Below are 15,953 nucleotides of genomic sequence, written 5' to 3' on the forward strand. Positions count from 1 at the left end.
GTGTCATCAGTTCCGCCCGTGATCTTGAAACGGATTTCCGCCTCTCTTTCAATAAACGCACCACAATGCCTTTAGTCTAGTATTTTTATAGACAATTATCATGCCGTTCAGTCCGCGTGATGTCGTATGGCCTCTTGGCCGCATGATCGATGCCGCGGCGGCCAAAATAGGGACGGGATATGAGAAAAAGGCATTCAAGCGCAAAGACTATCGGGCGAAGCAACATCAGCATTGCCCTGGCATTTTCTTTTCTGACGATGATAGGCACTGCCGCAAATGCTGCATCCGATTCGGCAAAGCCGGTCGATGGTGGCACCCTTAACGTCGGGCTGGCAACGGATACCTCCATCATCGACCCGTCGATCACAGGCAGCTCGATCACGGCATTGATTACCCGCAATATCGTCGACTCGCTCGTCGGGCAGGCCGAAGACAATAAGTTCACGCCGTGGCTCGCAGAAAGCTGGGACATCAACGGCGACAATACCGTCTATACCTTCCATCTGCGTCAGGGCGTGACATTCAGCGATGGCACTCCGTTCGATGCTGCTGCGGTCAAATACAATTTCGATCGCATTCTCGATCCGAAGACAACCTCCAGCTACGCCAAGTCGCTGCTTGGGCCGGTCGACAAGATCGAGGCGCCGGATAGTCGTACGGTGGTGATCCGTTACCGCCAATCCTTCGCGCCTCTGCTGCAGGGATTAAGCCTTCCCTATCTCGGTATCCAATCGTCGACCTATCTTCAGAAAACACAGAGCACGACGAATACCATCATCGGATCGGGTCCTTACGTGCTCGACAATTTCACCAAGGGCAGCGGCAGCAAGCTTAGCCGCCGCGCGGACTACAATTGGGGTCCCGGCTATGCCGTACATAAGGGGCCGGCCCATTTCGATCAGATCGTCTTCAAATATCTGCCGGAGGCTTCTGTACGCCTCGGCGCGCTGGCAAGTGGCCAACTGCAGGCGATCGACGCGGTGCCGCCGGCAAACTACCGCTCCGTCCAAGGCAATGGAAAGTTGCAGGTGGTGACGCGGGAAAATCCGGGTGTCAACAGCGCCTATTTCCTCAACACTTCGAAGGGGCCGTTTCAGGACTTGAAGGTACGCCAAGCTTTCCAGAATGCGGTCAACGGACCTGCGGGGGTCAAGGCCGCCTTCTTCGGAACTCTGAAGCCGGCCGACAATATTCTCGGCCCCTCGACGCTCTATTATGACCGCGATATTTCCCGGTCATGGGGCTTCGATCCGGAAAAAGCCAACCGGCTGCTTGATGAGGCGGGCTGGTCGCAGAAGGACGCCGATGGCATCCGCAAGAAGGACGGCGGCCGGCTTACATTGCATTATGTCTACGACAGCACTTCGCTTGCCGCGACGGAAGTGACCCTTGCGCAGGCCGTTCAATATCAGGTTCGGCAGGCGGGTTTCGATCTGCAGCTCGATCCGGTCGATGCCGGTGGCTGGACCGCGCGCACCAATGCCAATGATTACGATCTGGTGTCCTTCTACTATGTGCGCGCAGAGCCCGATATCCTGCGGACGGTATTCCATTCCGCCTATATTCCGCCTGCCGGCCAGAATGCGTCGCGTGTCAAAAGCCTCGACGAAAAGTTGACGAAAGCGGTTGGAGCTTCCGATGCCGAGCGCAAGAAGCTCTATGCCGAGGTGCAGAAGGAAGTGATCGAGCAGGCCTATGCCGTCCCGCTCTTTGTGGCCGCCTATCAGCTCGGCGCCTCAAAGAGCCTGCACGGTATTTCCTGGGCCACCAATGCGAAGCCGAATTTCTACGATGCCTGGCTGGACCGCTAAGCTTTTCCAAACCGCTGTGCGGCGGACCGGGGTGATTGTTGCCGTACTTTGGGGCGCGGCAACGATTGCCTTTATTGCGGTGAAGCTCATTCCCGGCGATCCCGTCGCGATACTGGCTGGCGGAGAAAACGTCGTCGATGAGGCAGAACGGGCTGCATTGGTGCATCAATATGGGCTCGACCAGCCGCTCGCGCTGCAATATGCGCATTATATCGGCAAGGCTCTGAGCGGCGATTTTGGACAGAGCTACCAGTACAGACAGCCCGTTTCCGAGGTGATCTATGAAGCTGCCGGGCCGACCTTGCAGCTTACCGGGAGCGCGATCGTACTTGCTCTTCTTCTGGCGATCAGCGTGGCCCTGGCGACGGCGGGCCGTCGTAAAAGCCTGACATTGCTGTCCTCGGGGATAGAGCTGATCCTTCTGAGCACGCCTGTCTATTGGATCGGTATCGTCTTGCTGTCGATCTTCAGTTTCAGACTTGAATGGTTTCCGGTCACCGGCAATGACGGGCTGTCAGCACTTGTGCTGCCCGCCATCGCTTTGAGCCTGCCGCTGGCGGCCCTTCTGAGCCAGGTATTGCGTGACGGTCTGGAGGAGGCGCTGTCCCAGCCGTTTTCGCTGACGGTCCGGACACGCGGCGTCGGCGAGACGGTCCTGCGTGTCAGGCATGGCTTGCGGCACGCCGCGCTGGCGGCCTCGACCCTCACCGGCACATTGCTCGCCACCGCCCTCGGCGGTTCGATCTTGACCGAGTCGGTGTTCGGCCGTTCGGGAATTGGGCAGATCACGCTTCAGGCGATCAAGACCCGTGACATGCCGTTGATCCTCGGTCTGGTGATGCTGTCCGCCCTTGTCTTCGTCATCGTCAATCTGCTCGTCGATGCTTTCTACCTGTTGATCGATCCACGTCTAAGGAGGACAGCCCTTTGAGCGATGTCGTGCTGACTGAAAGCATGCAGGAGCCCCGCATCACGCGCACTCGCCCGGTCTGGCTGTCTTTCGGACTGCTTGTTCCCTTCGCCTTCGTGGTCGTTCTTGGTGTTGCGGTATGGGCGCCACAGTGGCTTTCCGCTTGTGATCCCGAGGCAGTCGATCCGAATGCGATCCTGTTGCCGCCCGACGGGCAGCACTGGTTTGGAACGGACGAACTGGGGCGAGATCTGTTTTCGCGCGTGGTCTATGGAACCTCGCAATCCCTGACCATCGGCATCGGCGCGACGCTGATTGCCAGTCTCGGCGGTATCGTGCTCGGGACGATGGCTGCGCTCGCTCCAAGGCCGATCGGCCGGCTTTTATTGCGCATCATCGATATCCTGCTTGCCTTTCCGGAAATGCTGCTTGCGCTGCTGGTGATCGCTGTTCTTGGGCGAGGGCCTGCCAATACGCTATTGGCGGTCGGGCTTGCCAGCATTGCTGGCTATGCCCGACTGATCCGCTCGCAGGTGCTTCAGATCAGGCTGTCGGGTTATGTCGAACATGCCATAGCACTCGGCGAGCATCCGTGGACGATCATTGCCCGACATATCGTGCCCAACGCCATTCGGCCTCTTCTCATTCTCGCGACGGTTGGTGTGGGAAGTTCGGTACTATCGGCCTCGGCCCTAAGCTTTCTCGGACTTGGTGTCGTGCCGCCAGCGGCGGAGTGGGGCGCGCTCCTCGCCAATGGCCGCAATTTTCTCGATATCGCGCCCTGGACCAGCCTGCTGCCGGCAACCGTCGTCGCGCTTTCCGTCATCTCGATCACGCTCTTGGGGCGCCGGTTGCAAACCCTTCTTGCAACGGGAGATCTGCGATGAATATTCAGGCCGGCCTGCAGAATTTTCAGACCGCCGTTTCCGCGCCGCCCCTGCTGCTTTCGGTCAAAGGGTTGAGCGTGGCTTTTCGGACCCCGCAAGGTCGCGTGGATGCGGTTCGAGATCTGTCGCTACAGATTGCGCCCGGCGAAATCCTTGCATTGGTCGGCGAATCCGGGTCTGGAAAATCGGTAACTGCCCGGGCTATCGTCGGTCTCGCCGGATTGCGTTCGGTGGTAAAGGCCGACAGGATGGAGCTGACCGCTCATGATGGGCGCCCGCTGGATCTTCTCGGCCTGTCCGATAGGGCCTGGCGGCATGTGCGCGGGCGTGAAATCGGTTTCATTCTCCAGGACGCGCTCGTATCGCTCGACCCCTTGAGGACGATCGGTCGCGAAATCGCCGAGCCTATCCTCACGCATCGTCTGGCTCCGCGCTCGCTCGTATCACAGCACGTCGTGGAGTTGCTGGAACGTGTCGGCGTTCCCGAGCCTGAATCGCGGGTGGGGCAATATGCGCATCAATTGTCGGGCGGGCTACGGCAACGGGCATTGATTGCCTCCGCACTTGCCGGCCAGCCGCGCTTGCTCGTTGCCGACGAGCCGACGACGGCGCTGGATGTCAACGTCCAGAAAAAAGTACTCGCCATTTTCAGGGAGCTGGCTGGCGCCGGCCATGGCATCCTCCTGATCACGCATGATCTTTCCGTCGCTGCCCAGCTTGCCGATCGGGTTGCCGTGATGCAAAAGGGTCGGCTCGTGGAAACCGGCCCGGCGCGCAGCGTGCTATCAGAGCCGCAGCACGACTACACCCGGCAGCTTTTGGCAGCCGTACCGACGGCCGCCAATCGCGGTCATCGCCTCAGCGCACCAGATATGCCCCTGCCGGGCCGCGAGCCTGTACGCTCGGGCGAGCGTCTGTTGGAGATACGCAACGTATCGATGAGCTTCAGGCGTACGGACGGCAGCCTCCTGCGCGCCGTCCGCGACGTGTCGCTTCATATCGACAGCGGCGAAACGCTGGGGGTGGTCGGCGAATCCGGTTCGGGCAAGACCACGCTCGGCAAGGTCGCGCTCGCGCTGCAGCAACCGGATGCGGGGGAAGTGTTTTATGAAGGGCGGCCGTGGAGCGCACTTTCCGAACGCATGCGCCGCCCCCTCAGAGCCGGGATACAGACGATCAGTCAGGACCCGCTCAGCTCTTTCAATCCGCGCTTCACCGTTGAACGCATCATCGAGCAACCCTTGTTGCTCCGTGGTGGGCTCGGCAGATCGGAGCGTCGCGAGAAGATCATAGATCTGCTGAATCTGGTCGGGTTGCCGCAGGATCTGCTTGTCCGAAGGCCGACCGCACTTTCCGGTGGCCAACGCCAGCGCGTGTCGATCGCGCAGGCTCTTGCGGCCACGCCGAAGCTTTTGATTTGCGATGAGCCCGTTTCCGCGCTTGACGTCACGACGCAAGCCCAGGTTCTGGATCTGCTGGTCGATCTGCAGGCAAGGCTCGGCCTGTCGATGATCTTTATCTCGCATGATCTGGGAGTGATCCAGCATATCAGCCACCGGATCGTCGTCATGAAGCAGGGAGCGATCGTCGAGGCCGGAACTGTGGAGGAGGTCTTCGAACGGCCTCGCCACGCCTATACGCGCGAACTTATTGCATCCGTGCCGAGGTTCTCGCGCTAAAGGCTTGGTCGTAAGGTAGCTTACCTCTCATTGTCGTCGGCAAATAGCCGGTGCCGACCTAACTGCTGTCGGCGTCTCACCCTTGAGAAGCATCACATCGTCAACCTGTCCGGCATTGGCTCGATGGTATCTGCCAAAATGGACGGGAACTGAGATACCGACGTTGCCGCCGGGATCGTTGGCGACCAGCGTTTCGTCCGAAAAGCCATTGCCGCTGATCTTGCCGTCACGAGGGCGACGAGAGAGATTGTCGACGCCGCCTTGCAGGGGGCATCATTCAAATGACCGCTGGCCAGGCCAACTCCAGTCCCCACTTCCAGTGCGAGATTGCATCGTCTGCTTATCCGATAGTCCGGGTTTGCGCGTTGCTCGCTCCATTTATGAGCGGCCTTTTACAATATCATGCACACTTATTGGTCTGCATTGCTTTTTTTGATATAAGTGAAATTGAAGTAACATTTACTAATATAAGTTATGGCATAAATTTAATAATCATATATTTTGTGTATAATCTGAAAATACCTTCATTCGCAATCGATGGCTTTCATATTAATTGAATATTGCAAAAGAATAATTCTTTGCGCTACATCAATTGTATGATGCCTTTGCATAAGGTTGACGCTATTGATTCGAGAGAGCTCGGATTCCTGAATGTCGAGACGGTGAGGTGGGGCGCATATTGTTACGGGAGGAGGAGACATGAATGGGGTAGGGTTGTTCAAGCTCATAAGGCGTTCCTATGGGCGCTTGCCCATATTGGCAAAACGACCGGGTGGAGGATTGTGATGGTTGGCCGGACCACCGCCGCCGCCGCCAATTCAGGCATATTGCAAGAGCGTTACGGCGACTGGACGCTTACCATCGTCAATCGGGGAACTGCCAATCATGCGCGGCCGCATTATGCGATTTCTTACACGCTGTATGATCTGCAGACGAACACGCCAGTGCTTTCGATCGAGCTCACTCCCGAGGGGGGAAGTCTGAGAGGCTTGCTGGCCTTGCCGCTGGGGCTGCATCTACGGAGCGGCCGGTTGCCGCGAGGTGACGAAGCTGCTTTGGGGCTGACTCAGCCGTTCGGTGCCGCCTCTTCGCGTGGCTGCCCGGTCGAGCTGAAGCTCGATGCAGCCATGATAGCCAGCCTGCGGCGGCGGCGTAGCCTCCGCGTAATGCTGGCGGCGACCGATACGGGTCGCGATATGGGCTACGTCATTTCGCTCAATGGGTTTGCCGAAGCGCTCAGCCGGGCGCTCTCCATTGTCGATCCTTATGCCGCAAGAACTGACATCGGATCGGGCTTGACCCTTCAGTAGCAGGTCATCGCATGTGATGGATGGCGTTTTCTCCGAGCCGCAAGGGCATATAGACGGATCCAATGGCCGCCCTTTCCATTGTTTTCGCAGAGGTATCGAATGTCGCAGACCGAGCTTCGGCGGGTTGCTCGAATTCCGATTTCAAGTTTCTCGGGTAAGGCTTGCAAGCAATGTCCGGCGCGCCTCGCTCAGATGTGCCGTGCAGGTCTGGCTGATTTTCCATTGGTCCCTTGAGAGAATCGCATCGATATAGGCCAGATGCTGGTGCACAGCCGCTTCGTTACGAACGCGCTCGTCTTTCTTGTTCCATTGATAATGGTAGAAGAAAATCAGCGAGATGACATGGTAGAATTCCGTGACGAAGCGATTGCTGGACGCGCTGTTGATCAAGCGATGCAGCCGCTCGTCGAGAAGTGAGAACCGATGATAGTCGGTCTCGATCGTCTCCAGCAGTTCAAGATGCTCGGTTCGCAGTCTGCGTAGTTCGTTCCAGCTCGGGTCGTCGTCATCGAGCTCCGCGAAGCGCATGACGGACCGCATTTCGAAAATTTCGCGGATATCGGAAAGTTCGTTGGCAAATTCCAGCGTCATGCCGCGGAAGACCCATTTGCCGCCGGCTTCGCGCTCCATCAGGCCAAAATGCCGAAAGCTCTGAAGAAACTCGCGGATCGTCGTCGTCGACACGCCGAATTGCCGCGCGAGCTGAAGCGCATTGATTGCCTGGCCCGGTCCGCTGTCGGATTGGAGTATCCATTTCAGGAACGCGCGTTCGACCATCAATGTCGGTGGGATGGTCTCTGCTTCGGCATAGAGCTCGGATGGTTCTGCCTGCCGCAGGACTACTCTGTCTGTGGAAAGCAGGCCGCTCTCCATAGCCGCCGCGAGGCACTTGCGGACCGTCGTTCTGCTGGTACCGAGGGTTCGGCCGATCTCCCGTTCCGAGCCAAGAGGGCGACCGTGACCAACGGATTGTACATGGCGCAGGAACTCGTTGAACTGCCGCTTGAAGAGGTTTTCTGAACGCATGGCGACGAAATCCCGATTGGTTTTTTAAACATAAAATACCACTTTAAATCGATCGCCTCAACCGTGTAGATTCTGTCTCAAGCTAGGGAGGATAGCTCGGGAATGAGACCAGCACATCTCGTTGCTCATTGGCGCGGCCGGGAGGATGGCGTCGCATGAGCTACACTTTCGATTTCGAGGGCCTGCTTCCCTATTGGGATCAGTTTGCGGAAGGCGTCTGGCTGACGATCCAGCTTTCGGTGGCGGCAACCATTGCCGGCTTCGTGTTGGGCACGCTCTGTGCGATCGCACGAACCAGCGGCTCGGCGATGCTGAAGACCGTCGTCGGCACCTATGTCGACGTCATTCGCAACACGCCGCTGCTCGTTCAGCTGTTCATCATCTATTTTGGCATAGCCACGCTTGGCTTGCGCATCCCGGCCAATGTCGCTGCAATCGTCGCGCTCGTCGTCAACATCGGCGCCTATGTCTGCGAGATCATGCGTGCCGGCATCGAGGCCGTTCCGAAGGCTCAGATCGAGGCGGCCGAATGTCTTGGACTTTCGCCTGCGCAAACCTACTGGCATGTCATTCTCCAGCCGGCGGTCGAACGGGTCTATCCGGCGCTCGTCAGTCAGTTCGTGCTGCTCATGCTCGCATCGTCGATCACGTCACAGATTTCGGCGGAGGAGTTGACGGCTGTCGCCAATCGCATCCAGTCCGACACGTTCCTGTCCTTCGAGACCTACATCGTCGTCGGCGCCCTTTATCTGGCGCTGTCCTTTCTCATGCGATGGGTGCTTCTCGGAATAGGCTTCGTGGTTTTCAAGCGCCAGCGCAAGCTCGGCACGGCCTTGTGAGGAGGAGCCCATGCCCACTTTCGGCCTGACACAGTTCATCTTCCTGCTCGAGGCGGCCGTCTGGACGCTCGCATTGTCGGCGCTTGGTTTCATCGGCGGCGGCTTGGTCGGTTTCGTTGTGGCTCTGGCACGCATCTCGCCGAGCCGCATCATTCGCTGGACCGCGACGGCCTATGTGCAGCTGATCCAGGGAACGCCTTTGCTGGTGCTGCTCTTCATCGTCTATTTCGGGCTCAGCATCGCCGGCTTCAACAATCTTCCGGCCTTGCTGGCGGCCGGTGTCGCGATCACGCTCTACACTTCGGCCTTTCTTGCCGAGATCTGGCGCGGCTCTATCCGGTCGATTGCCAAGACACAATGGGAGGCCGCGGAATGTCTTGGCCTCTCGCGCTGGCAGCGCATGACGCGGGTCATTCTTCCGCAGTCGCTGCGTATCGCGACGCCACCCACGGTCGGCTTCCTGGTTCAGGTGATAAAGAACACATCGCTCGCATCGGCGATCGGTTTTGTCGAGCTCGCTCAGGCCGGCAAGCTGATCAACAATTCCACCTTTCAGCCGTTCAGCATCTTCATGGTGGTCGCCGCAATCTATTTCGCCATCTGCTTCCCGCTCACGCTCGCCAGCCGGAAACTGGAAAGGAAACTGAATGTCTCCAATCGTTAGATTATCCGATGTCCGCAAGAGCTTTGGCACGCTGCAGGTCCTGAATGGTGTGTCCTTCTCGGTCGAACCCGGCGAAGTGGTGGCCATCATCGGCCAGTCCGGTTCGGGCAAGTCGACAGCTCTGCGATGCATCGATGCGCTGGAGACCATTCAAGGCGGCGAGATCGAGGTTTGCGGCCACAAGATTCACTCGCCGGACTTAGATAAACGTGCGCTTCGTCGCGACGTCGGCATTGTCTTCCAGAGCTATAACCTCTTCCCGCACCTGACCGTCCTGGAGAATGCGGCGCTGGCACTGACCTGCGTCAAGAAGCTGAGCAAGGCCGAAGCTCGGGACATATCGCTCGACTGTCTTGGCCGGGTGGGGCTTGCGGAGAAGGCCTCCTTCTACCCGGAGCAGCTGTCCGGCGGCCAGCAACAGCGAGCTGCAATCGCCCGGTCATTGGCCATGCAACCGCAAGTCATGCTCTTCGACGAGGTGACGTCTGCGCTTGATCCGCAACTGACCGGCGAAGTGCTGAAGGTCATCGAAAATCTCGCGCGCGGCGGCATGACGATGATCCTCGTCACCCATGAAATGGCGTTCGCCCGCAAGGTGGCGAGCAACATCCTTTACATGCATCTCGGCAGGGTCTGGGAGCATGGACCGGCGGCCCTGCTCGACGCGCCTCAGACCGAGGAACTGCGCAGTTTCGTCGGCAATGGGCTTTGAGAACCACGGGCCGCGAAACGCAATCAAAATAAACCGGAGGAGAACCATGAAGCGTCGTCATATTCTAGCAGCCACCGCACTTGCGATCCTGGGCACGTTTGCCAGTCATGCGCAGGCAGATGCCCTTGCCGATATCCAGGCGCGGAAAAAGGTGCTGATCGCCCTTGATCTCGGCTCGCCGCCGTTCGGCATGATCGATGCCAACATGCAGCCCTATGGCTCCGATGTCGAAGTTGCCAAGCTTCTCGCTGAGCAGCTCGGCCAGCCGCTGGACGTCGTCCAGGTGACCAGCCCCAACCGCATCCCCTATCTGCAGACGGGCAAGGCGGATATGGTGATTGCTTCGCTCAGTGTGACGGACGAGCGCAAGAGGGTCATCGACTATTCCAAGCCCTACGGCGTGATCCAATCGGTCATCGCGGCGCCTGCCGGCCAGAGCGTCAAGACCATAGCCGATCTGAAGGGCAAGCGCATCGGAACCACGCGCGGCAGCGTCAACGACAAGGAAGTCACGAAGGTCAACGATGGCGCGGAAATCGTGCGTTACGATGACGACGCGACCCTGGTCACGGCACTCGTCAGCGGCCAGGTTGATGTGATGGCGACGTCGCCGCAAATCATGAAGGCGGCCAACGAGCGCAATCCCGCGTCGAAGTTCGAGGTGAAGATGGTACTCAAGGTATTTCCCTACGCCATCGGTATTCGCAAGGGCGAGGCCGCCTTGAAGCAGCGGCTCGACAAGTTCGTCGACGAGAACCTCGCGAACGGCAAACTCAACGAGATCTACAAGAAATATAACGGCGTCGACCTGCCGGCCGACATTGCCACCCTGAACTGATCTGTTTCCAGCGAACCGGGCGGAAGCGTCCGGTTCACTCCCCCAATCCGGAAGAGGTATCGTCACGTGAAAGCCCTGTTGATCGAAAGTGAAGGCGTCAGCCGTTTCACCGATGTCGCTCGCCCGCAGCTCGGGGAAGGCGATGTCCGCATTGCCGTCCGTCATGTCGGCATCTGCGGGAGTGATCTCAACACGTTTCGAGGTCTCAACCCGCTCGTGGAGCTGCCGCGCATTCCCGGGCACGAGATCGGCGGCGAGATCATCGAGGCAGGGTCGGGCGTTTCGTCCGCCTATCAGCCGGGGCGGCGCGTCATCGTTCTTCCCTATACCAGTTGCGGCACGTGCTCCTCCTGCCGCAAGGGGCGGGTGAATGCCTGCCGCTACAATCGGACGCTTGGCGTTCAGCAGGATGGCGGCCTTGCCGAAGAGATCGTTCTTCCTGCGGAGAAGCTCATCCTGAATGACACGCTCGACCCTCGCTTTCTTGCCTTGGTCGAGCCGCTATCGGTAGGCTTCCATGCGGTGGCACGCGGCCGCGTGTCGTCAAGCGATCGTATCGTCGTGCTGGGCTGCGGCATGATCGGCATGGGCGTGGTGATCGGGGCCGTTGCCCGCGGCGCTGACGTGATCGCCGTCGATCTCAGCCCGGAAAAGACCACGCTGGCAAAGCAGTTCGGCGCTCGCCATACAATCAATGCCGGCACGGAAGATGTCGGAGCGCGCATCGTGGAGCTGACGAGCGATCAGGGCGTCGATGTGGCCTTCGAGGCGGTCGGTCTTCCCGAAACCTTTCGCCAGGCGATCGATCTGGCCGGCTTCTGCGGCCGTGTCGTCTATGTCGGCTATGCCAAGGCGCCCGTTACCTATCAGACGCAAATGTTCAACCTCAAGGAATTGGACATCATGGGGTCGCGCAACGCCACGAAATCCGATTTCGATGCGGTGATCGCCTATCTCGAGACGATCGGCGATCGTGCAGCCTCGCTCATTTCCAAGGTCATCCCCTTCGCCGAGGCCGAAGGCGCATTGCCCTTCTGGGACAAGAACCGCGACGTTTTAAAGGTCATTGTCGAAAGATGAATACACAAGCAGCCATGAAATCTCCAACCGCGCTTCCTGACTGGCATGGCGCATTCCGACTGGACGGGCAGCGCGCCCTTGTAACGGGTGGAGGTAGTGGACTGGGTCTCGCGATCGCGCGTTGCCTCGCAGCCTCCGGCGCAGAGGTGGTGCTGGCCGGCCGCAGGGTGGATCTCCTTGAAGAAGCTGCCGCCTCGATCGGCCCACTGGCTAAAGCCGCACAGCTCGACCTTCGTGATCTTGCTTCGATCAAGGCCTTTGCCGCCGGAGTGGAGGAAGCGCACGGCCCGGTCGACATCGTCGTCAACAATGCCGGGAACACGGTCAAGAAGCCGTTCGAGGAATCCAATATTGCCGACTTCGACGAAGTCATGGACGTCCATGTTCGCGGCGCGCTGGAACTGACCCGGCAATTTCTGCCGGGACAGATCGCGAGAGGCCGCGGCTGCGTGCTCTTCACCGCATCCATGACATCCTTCATCGGCCAGCCGCTGGTGATGGGCTATACGACGGCGAAAACGGCGCTGACGGGTGCTGTGCGCGGGCTTTCGGCCGAGTTTGCCGGTCGGGGAATCCGTGTCAATGCCGTGGCGCCGGGCTGGATCGATACGGATCTCTTTCAGAAGGCCACGGCCAACGATCCGGCTCGCCGCGCCAAAATCATGGGCCGAATCCAGATGAACCGTCTCGGCTCTGCCGAGGAAATCGGCTGGACATGCGCTTTCCTCGCATCCCCGGCCGCCGGCTATATCACCGGCCAAACCATTATCGTCGACGGCGGCGCCGTCGTCGGCTTTTAGAATTGCCACCAGCGGAGGCTCCCAATGAATACCACAGCAACCCACGCAACCGACGCGGATCTGTTCCGCGTGTTGAAAGCCGAGCTTTTTACCGCTGTCGTTGGCGATATCCTTGATACGCTCGGTCATCGTCGGCAGTTCCTGCCGGCTGGTATCAAGCCTCTGCACGATGACATGAAAATCGCCGGCCGCGCGATGCCGGTGCTTGAGGCCGATATCTTCTCGGACGGGAAGGGGTCCTTCGGCCCGCTGGCGGAAAAGCCGTTCGGCATCATGTTCGAAGCGCTCGACTCGCTGAAGCCGGGCGACGTCTATATCGCCACGGGTTCGTCGCTTCGCTACGCGCTATGGGGAGGCCTGATGTCGACGAGAGCCACCCATCTGCAGGCCGCAGGTGCCATCCTCGACGGTTATGTACGCGATGCCGGCGAAATCGAGCGGCTTGGCTTCCCGGCCTTTTCCCGCGGGATCTATGCGCAGGATCAGGGGCCTCGCGGCAAGGTCATCGATTACAACACGCCGATCGAGATCGAAGGTGTCCGCATCGAGCCCGGCGATCTGCTCTATGGCGACCGCGAAGGCGTTCTCGTCATCCCGAAGGCCGTCGAAAAGGAAGCCATCTCGCTCGCCCTGGAGAAGGTGCGTACTGAGAACAAGGTGGCGGAGGCAATTCGCAACGGCATGAGCACGGTCGAGGCCTTCGCGACGTTTGGAGTGATGTAACGTCATGGGCTCCGGCGCGCTGTTAACACATGCCGATGATACGCGGCTGCTCTTGCTTTCGGAAAAGGACAATGTCTTCGTCTGTCGCGAGGATATTCCGGCAGGAGAGCGTATTCGCGTCGGGGAACGGGAGGTGACGCTCGCAAGGACGATTCCGCGCGGTCACAAGATCGCCCGGCAGGAAATTGCGCCGGGCGCCAAGGTCTACAAATATGGTGCACCGATCGGCTCCGCCACAATGCCGATCGCGCCCGGCGATCATGTCCATGTGCACAACGTCAAGAGCGACTACACGCCGAGCCACTTCTTCGACATTCAGGAGGTTATCAAAAAATGACCTTGCAAGGCTATCTTCGGTCGGACGGCCGCAAAGGCATCCGCAATATCGTTGCCGTCGCCTATCTGGTGGAATGCGCCCACCACGTCGGACGCCAGATCATCTCGGCCTTTGACGGGCAGGAGGTTCATCTCATCGGTTTTCCGGGCTGCTTTCCCAATGCCTACGCGCAAAGGATGATGGAGCGGCTCTGTACCCATCCGAATATCGGTGCGGTTCTGCTGCTGTCGCTCGGCTGCGAAAGCTTCAACAAGTACTCGCTATCCAACATCATCGAGGAAAGCGGCAGGCCGGTGAAGACGCTGACCATCCAGAACGATGGCGGCACGCGCAGCACGATCGCGGCCGGTCGTGCCTGGGTGACTGAGCAGCTCGAGGCGCTTACCCATGATGAGCGGGTCCCGATGGATATCAGCGAGCTGATCGTCGGGACGGTATGCGGCGGCTCCGACGGAACGAGCGGAATTACCGGCAATCCTGCGGCGGGCCGGGCCTTCGATTGGCTGGTGGCGGCTGGAGCGACCTGCATTTTCGAGGAAACCGGGGAGCTTATCGGCTGCGAGGAGATCATGGCGGATCGAGCGGTCACACCCGAACTTGCCGACGAGCTTCGCGCGGCAGTCGCCAAGGCGGCACGCTACTATGCCACGCTTGGCTACGGCAGTTTTGCGCCGGGTAATGCCGATGGCGGGCTGACGACGATCGAAGAAAAATCGATGGGCGCCTATGCCAAGTCTGGGGCGTCGCCGATCTCCGGCCTGATCAAGCCCGGCGATATTCCGCCGCGTGGCGGTCTCTACCTGATGGACGTGGTGCCTGACGGCGAGGTGCGGTTCGGCTTTCCGAACATTTCCGACAATGCCGAGATTGTCGAGATGATCGCATCCGGCTGTCACATGGTCTTCTTTGTCACAGGCCGCGGTTCGGTCTCCGGCTCGGCAATCTCGCCTGTAATCAAGATCTGCGCCAATCCGGATACCTTCCGCCGCCTGGAGGAAGACATGGATGTCGATGCTGGCCGTATTCTCGAGGGACGAGCAAGCCTTGACGAGGTCGGCCAGGAAATCGTCACGCTGCTGCGGGAGGTTGCCGGTGGGAGGCCGACGAAGTCGGAAAGCCTCGGCCATCAGGAGTTCATCCTGACCTACAAGTCCTTTGAGCCGATCGGCCCGGCATGCCTGCCGGTCTAGAGCCGGATGATTTTAGGTCTGTTCGACCTAAAATCTGAATCCGCTCTAGCATCAAAGAAGTAGAGCGTGATGTCGTCCGAAAACCGCATACAATTTTCGGCATCGCGCTCTAAGTCGAAGCCTTCAGCCGTCGATATAGTCCTTAGCTGCGAAGGCTGCTAGCTCGAATGATCAGTTCATGGGCCAGGATCGTATTGTCGTTGTCGGCATCGTCCTCGATGAGCGCCTTCAGTTTCTGGATCGAGCGTTCGGCCATGTCGCGGCGAGGGAGGCGAACTGTCGTCAGCGGCGGGTCCATGACGGCCGAAAAACTGAGGTCATCGAAGCCTGCGACGGCGATATCCTGAGGAATGCGCAAGCCGTGTCCCTTGAGGGCGGCGATCAAACCATAGGCGGATTCGTCGTTTGAGCAGAAAATGGCGTCGGGCAGCTCCGAGCGGCTCCTGATTTCGTCGGCCGCCCTTTGTCCTTCAATCATCGTGAAGCCGGACTGGATGTACAAATCCGGGGAGGCGGAGAGCCCGTGATCGGCGAGCGCCTTTTCCCAGCCTTTCCGGCGGGCGATCGCCATGATTTCCTTTGGCGGCCCGCCGAGATGCGCGATCCGCTTGTAGCCCTGCTTTGCAAGGTGGTCGACGACATCATAGGCAGCCTTCACCTCATCGATCTGCACAGCGGTAATGCCGGTGAGATCGGGAGTGGGGCTCAGCGTTCGCACGATCGGCAGGTGCCGGCCCGCGGCAATGCATTCGAGAAGTCGCGGCGGGCAGTAACTGGCGGTCAGGAGAACGCCATCGATGCTCCCCGCCAGCAACTCGTCGACATAGCGGTCGGAGCGGCCCGGATCGATGGCGGTATGAGCGATCATGATGTCATAGCCGCAGTCATAGGCTGCCCGATCGATATGTATCAAAAGATCGGGAAAATTCGGGTTGGCGAGGTTTGGAATGAGAACCAGGATCACCTTGCTGCGTTTGAGCCGCAGGGATCGCGCATGGCGGTTGACCGCATATCCGGCTTCCTTTGCGGCCTGGGCAATCCTCTGCCTAGTCTCCTCGGGAATGGGAGGGAGGCCGGCCAGAGCGCGGCTGACGGTCGAAGTCGAGACGCCGGCGATACGGGCAACGTCCGCCATGGTCGGTATGCG

16 protein-coding genes are annotated in these 15,953 nt (G+C 59.4%); 14 read left to right on the forward strand and 2 right to left on the reverse strand.

Annotated elements, in window-relative coordinates; genetic code table 11:
- Positions 1 to 257 precede the first annotated feature (257 nt).
- The 5 genes from GA0061100_RS17485 to GA0061100_RS17505 all read left to right on the forward strand — a co-directional run bounded on the left by GA0061100_RS17485 (position 258) and on the right by GA0061100_RS17505 (position 6,597).
- Positions 258 to 1,811 (forward strand): ABC transporter substrate-binding protein, encoded by a 1,554-nt coding sequence (locus tag GA0061100_RS17485; RefSeq protein ID WP_143525467.1) that lies wholly within the window; start codon positions 258 to 260, stop codon positions 1,809 to 1,811.
- Positions 1,792 to 2,742 carry an ABC transporter permease gene (locus tag GA0061100_RS17490; RefSeq protein ID WP_075853987.1) on the forward strand — a complete coding sequence of 317 codons (951 nt, stop codon included), beginning with the start codon at positions 1,792 to 1,794 and terminating at the stop codon, positions 2,740 to 2,742. The genes GA0061100_RS17485 and GA0061100_RS17490 overlap by 20 nt, the downstream gene beginning before the upstream one ends.
- Positions 2,739 to 3,608 carry an ABC transporter permease gene (locus GA0061100_RS17495; protein ID WP_244557869.1) on the forward strand — a complete coding sequence of 290 codons (870 nt, stop codon included), beginning with the start codon at positions 2,739 to 2,741 and terminating at the stop codon, positions 3,606 to 3,608. Before GA0061100_RS17490 ends, GA0061100_RS17495 begins: the two co-directional genes overlap by 4 nt.
- Positions 3,605 to 5,287, forward strand: a complete 1,683-nt coding sequence (locus GA0061100_RS17500) for a dipeptide ABC transporter ATP-binding protein (protein ID WP_075853988.1) — start codon at positions 3,605 to 3,607, stop codon at positions 5,285 to 5,287. Before GA0061100_RS17495 ends, GA0061100_RS17500 begins: the two co-directional genes overlap by 4 nt.
- Before the next feature lie 785 nt (positions 5,288 to 6,072).
- Positions 6,073 to 6,597 carry an invasion associated locus B family protein gene (locus tag GA0061100_RS17505; RefSeq protein WP_075853989.1) on the forward strand — a complete coding sequence of 175 codons (525 nt, stop codon included), beginning with the start codon at positions 6,073 to 6,075 and terminating at the stop codon, positions 6,595 to 6,597.
- Positions 6,598 to 6,738: 141 nt separating this feature from the next.
- On the opposite strand, the gene GA0061100_RS17510 is transcribed toward GA0061100_RS17505, so the two are convergent.
- Positions 6,739 to 7,623: a GntR family transcriptional regulator gene (locus GA0061100_RS17510; protein WP_075853990.1), complete on the reverse strand. Its 885-nt coding sequence runs from the start codon at positions 7,621 to 7,623 to the stop codon at positions 6,739 to 6,741.
- A 155-nt stretch (positions 7,624 to 7,778) separates the two neighbouring features.
- Here GA0061100_RS17510 and GA0061100_RS17515 point away from each other — a divergent pair, with 155 nt between their 5' ends.
- The 9 genes from GA0061100_RS17515 to GA0061100_RS17555 all read left to right on the forward strand — a co-directional run bounded on the left by GA0061100_RS17515 (position 7,779) and on the right by GA0061100_RS17555 (position 14,806).
- Positions 7,779 to 8,462, forward strand: coding sequence for an amino acid ABC transporter permease (locus tag GA0061100_RS17515; RefSeq protein ID WP_075853991.1), 684 nt, complete (start codon positions 7,779 to 7,781; stop codon positions 8,460 to 8,462).
- A 10-nt stretch (positions 8,463 to 8,472) separates the two neighbouring features.
- Entirely contained in the window at positions 8,473 to 9,126 is a 654-nt protein-coding gene (locus GA0061100_RS17520; protein WP_075853992.1) for an amino acid ABC transporter permease, read from the forward strand.
- Positions 9,110 to 9,838: an amino acid ABC transporter ATP-binding protein gene (locus GA0061100_RS17525; RefSeq protein WP_075853994.1), complete on the forward strand. Its 729-nt coding sequence runs from the start codon at positions 9,110 to 9,112 to the stop codon at positions 9,836 to 9,838. Before GA0061100_RS17520 ends, GA0061100_RS17525 begins: the two co-directional genes overlap by 17 nt.
- 46 nt (positions 9,839 to 9,884) lie before the next feature.
- Positions 9,885 to 10,676: a transporter substrate-binding domain-containing protein gene (locus GA0061100_RS17530; RefSeq protein ID WP_075853995.1), complete on the forward strand. Its 792-nt coding sequence runs from the start codon at positions 9,885 to 9,887 to the stop codon at positions 10,674 to 10,676.
- Positions 10,677 to 10,742: 66 nt separating this feature from the next.
- On the forward strand, positions 10,743 to 11,756 hold the full coding sequence (locus GA0061100_RS17535) for a zinc-binding alcohol dehydrogenase family protein (protein ID WP_075853997.1): 1,014 nt from the start codon (positions 10,743 to 10,745) through the stop codon (positions 11,754 to 11,756).
- Positions 11,757 to 11,770: 14 nt separating this feature from the next.
- Positions 11,771 to 12,556 (forward strand): SDR family NAD(P)-dependent oxidoreductase, encoded by a 786-nt coding sequence (locus GA0061100_RS17540; protein ID WP_075854312.1) that lies wholly within the window; start codon positions 11,771 to 11,773, stop codon positions 12,554 to 12,556.
- A gap of 24 nt (positions 12,557 to 12,580) precedes the next feature.
- Complete coding sequence (locus GA0061100_RS17545; protein WP_075853998.1) at positions 12,581 to 13,279, forward strand: RraA family protein; 699 nt, start codon at positions 12,581 to 12,583, stop codon at positions 13,277 to 13,279.
- Positions 13,280 to 13,283: 4 nt separating this feature from the next.
- Positions 13,284 to 13,616 carry a UxaA family hydrolase gene (locus tag GA0061100_RS17550; RefSeq protein ID WP_075853999.1) on the forward strand — a complete coding sequence of 111 codons (333 nt, stop codon included), beginning with the start codon at positions 13,284 to 13,286 and terminating at the stop codon, positions 13,614 to 13,616.
- The gene (locus GA0061100_RS17555) at positions 13,613 to 14,806 is read left to right on the forward strand and encodes a UxaA family hydrolase (protein ID WP_075854000.1); all 1,194 of its coding nucleotides are present in this window, start codon (positions 13,613 to 13,615) and stop codon (positions 14,804 to 14,806) included. The genes GA0061100_RS17550 and GA0061100_RS17555 overlap by 4 nt, the downstream gene beginning before the upstream one ends.
- Positions 14,807 to 14,948: 142 nt before the next feature.
- Here GA0061100_RS17555 and GA0061100_RS17560 read toward each other — a convergent pair whose 3' ends face one another.
- Positions 14,949 to 15,941 (reverse strand): LacI family DNA-binding transcriptional regulator, encoded by a 993-nt coding sequence (locus GA0061100_RS17560; protein ID WP_075854001.1) that lies wholly within the window; start codon positions 15,939 to 15,941, stop codon positions 14,949 to 14,951.
- Between the last annotated feature and the right edge of the window lie 12 nt (positions 15,942 to 15,953).

Origin of the sequence: Martinezella hainanensis (genome assembly GCF_900094555.1) — a bacterium.
In the GTDB taxonomy this organism is placed as follows: Bacteria; Pseudomonadota; Alphaproteobacteria; order Rhizobiales; family Rhizobiaceae; genus Rhizobium; species Rhizobium hainanense.

Excerpts from the sequence above, each read along its gene's own strand:
- GA0061100_RS17485 (WP_143525467.1), top strand. The coding sequence starts at position 258 with ATGATAGGCACTGCCGCAAATGCTGCATCCGATTCGGCAAAGCCGGTC.
- GA0061100_RS17490 (WP_075853987.1), top strand. The coding sequence starts at position 1,792 with ATGCCTGGCTGGACCGCTAAGCTTTTCCAAACCGCTGTGCGGCGGACC.
- GA0061100_RS17500 (WP_075853988.1), top strand. The coding sequence starts at position 3,605 with ATGAATATTCAGGCCGGCCTGCAGAATTTTCAGACCGCCGTTTCCGCG.
- GA0061100_RS17505 (WP_075853989.1), top strand. The coding sequence starts at position 6,073 with ATGGTTGGCCGGACCACCGCCGCCGCCGCCAATTCAGGCATATTGCAA.
- GA0061100_RS17510 (WP_075853990.1), bottom strand. The coding sequence starts at position 7,623 with ATGCGTTCAGAAAACCTCTTCAAGCGGCAGTTCAACGAGTTCCTGCGC.
- GA0061100_RS17515 (WP_075853991.1), top strand. The coding sequence starts at position 7,779 with ATGAGCTACACTTTCGATTTCGAGGGCCTGCTTCCCTATTGGGATCAG.
- GA0061100_RS17520 (WP_075853992.1), top strand. The coding sequence starts at position 8,473 with ATGCCCACTTTCGGCCTGACACAGTTCATCTTCCTGCTCGAGGCGGCC.
- GA0061100_RS17525 (WP_075853994.1), top strand. The coding sequence starts at position 9,110 with ATGTCTCCAATCGTTAGATTATCCGATGTCCGCAAGAGCTTTGGCACG.
- GA0061100_RS17530 (WP_075853995.1), top strand. The coding sequence starts at position 9,885 with ATGAAGCGTCGTCATATTCTAGCAGCCACCGCACTTGCGATCCTGGGC.
- GA0061100_RS17540 (WP_075854312.1), top strand. The coding sequence starts at position 11,771 with ATGAAATCTCCAACCGCGCTTCCTGACTGGCATGGCGCATTCCGACTG.
- GA0061100_RS17545 (WP_075853998.1), top strand. The coding sequence starts at position 12,581 with ATGAATACCACAGCAACCCACGCAACCGACGCGGATCTGTTCCGCGTG.
- GA0061100_RS17550 (WP_075853999.1), top strand. The coding sequence starts at position 13,284 with ATGGGCTCCGGCGCGCTGTTAACACATGCCGATGATACGCGGCTGCTC.
- GA0061100_RS17555 (WP_075854000.1), top strand. The coding sequence starts at position 13,613 with ATGACCTTGCAAGGCTATCTTCGGTCGGACGGCCGCAAAGGCATCCGC.
- GA0061100_RS17560 (WP_075854001.1), bottom strand. The coding sequence starts at position 15,941 with ATGGCGGACGTTGCCCGTATCGCCGGCGTCTCGACTTCGACCGTCAGC.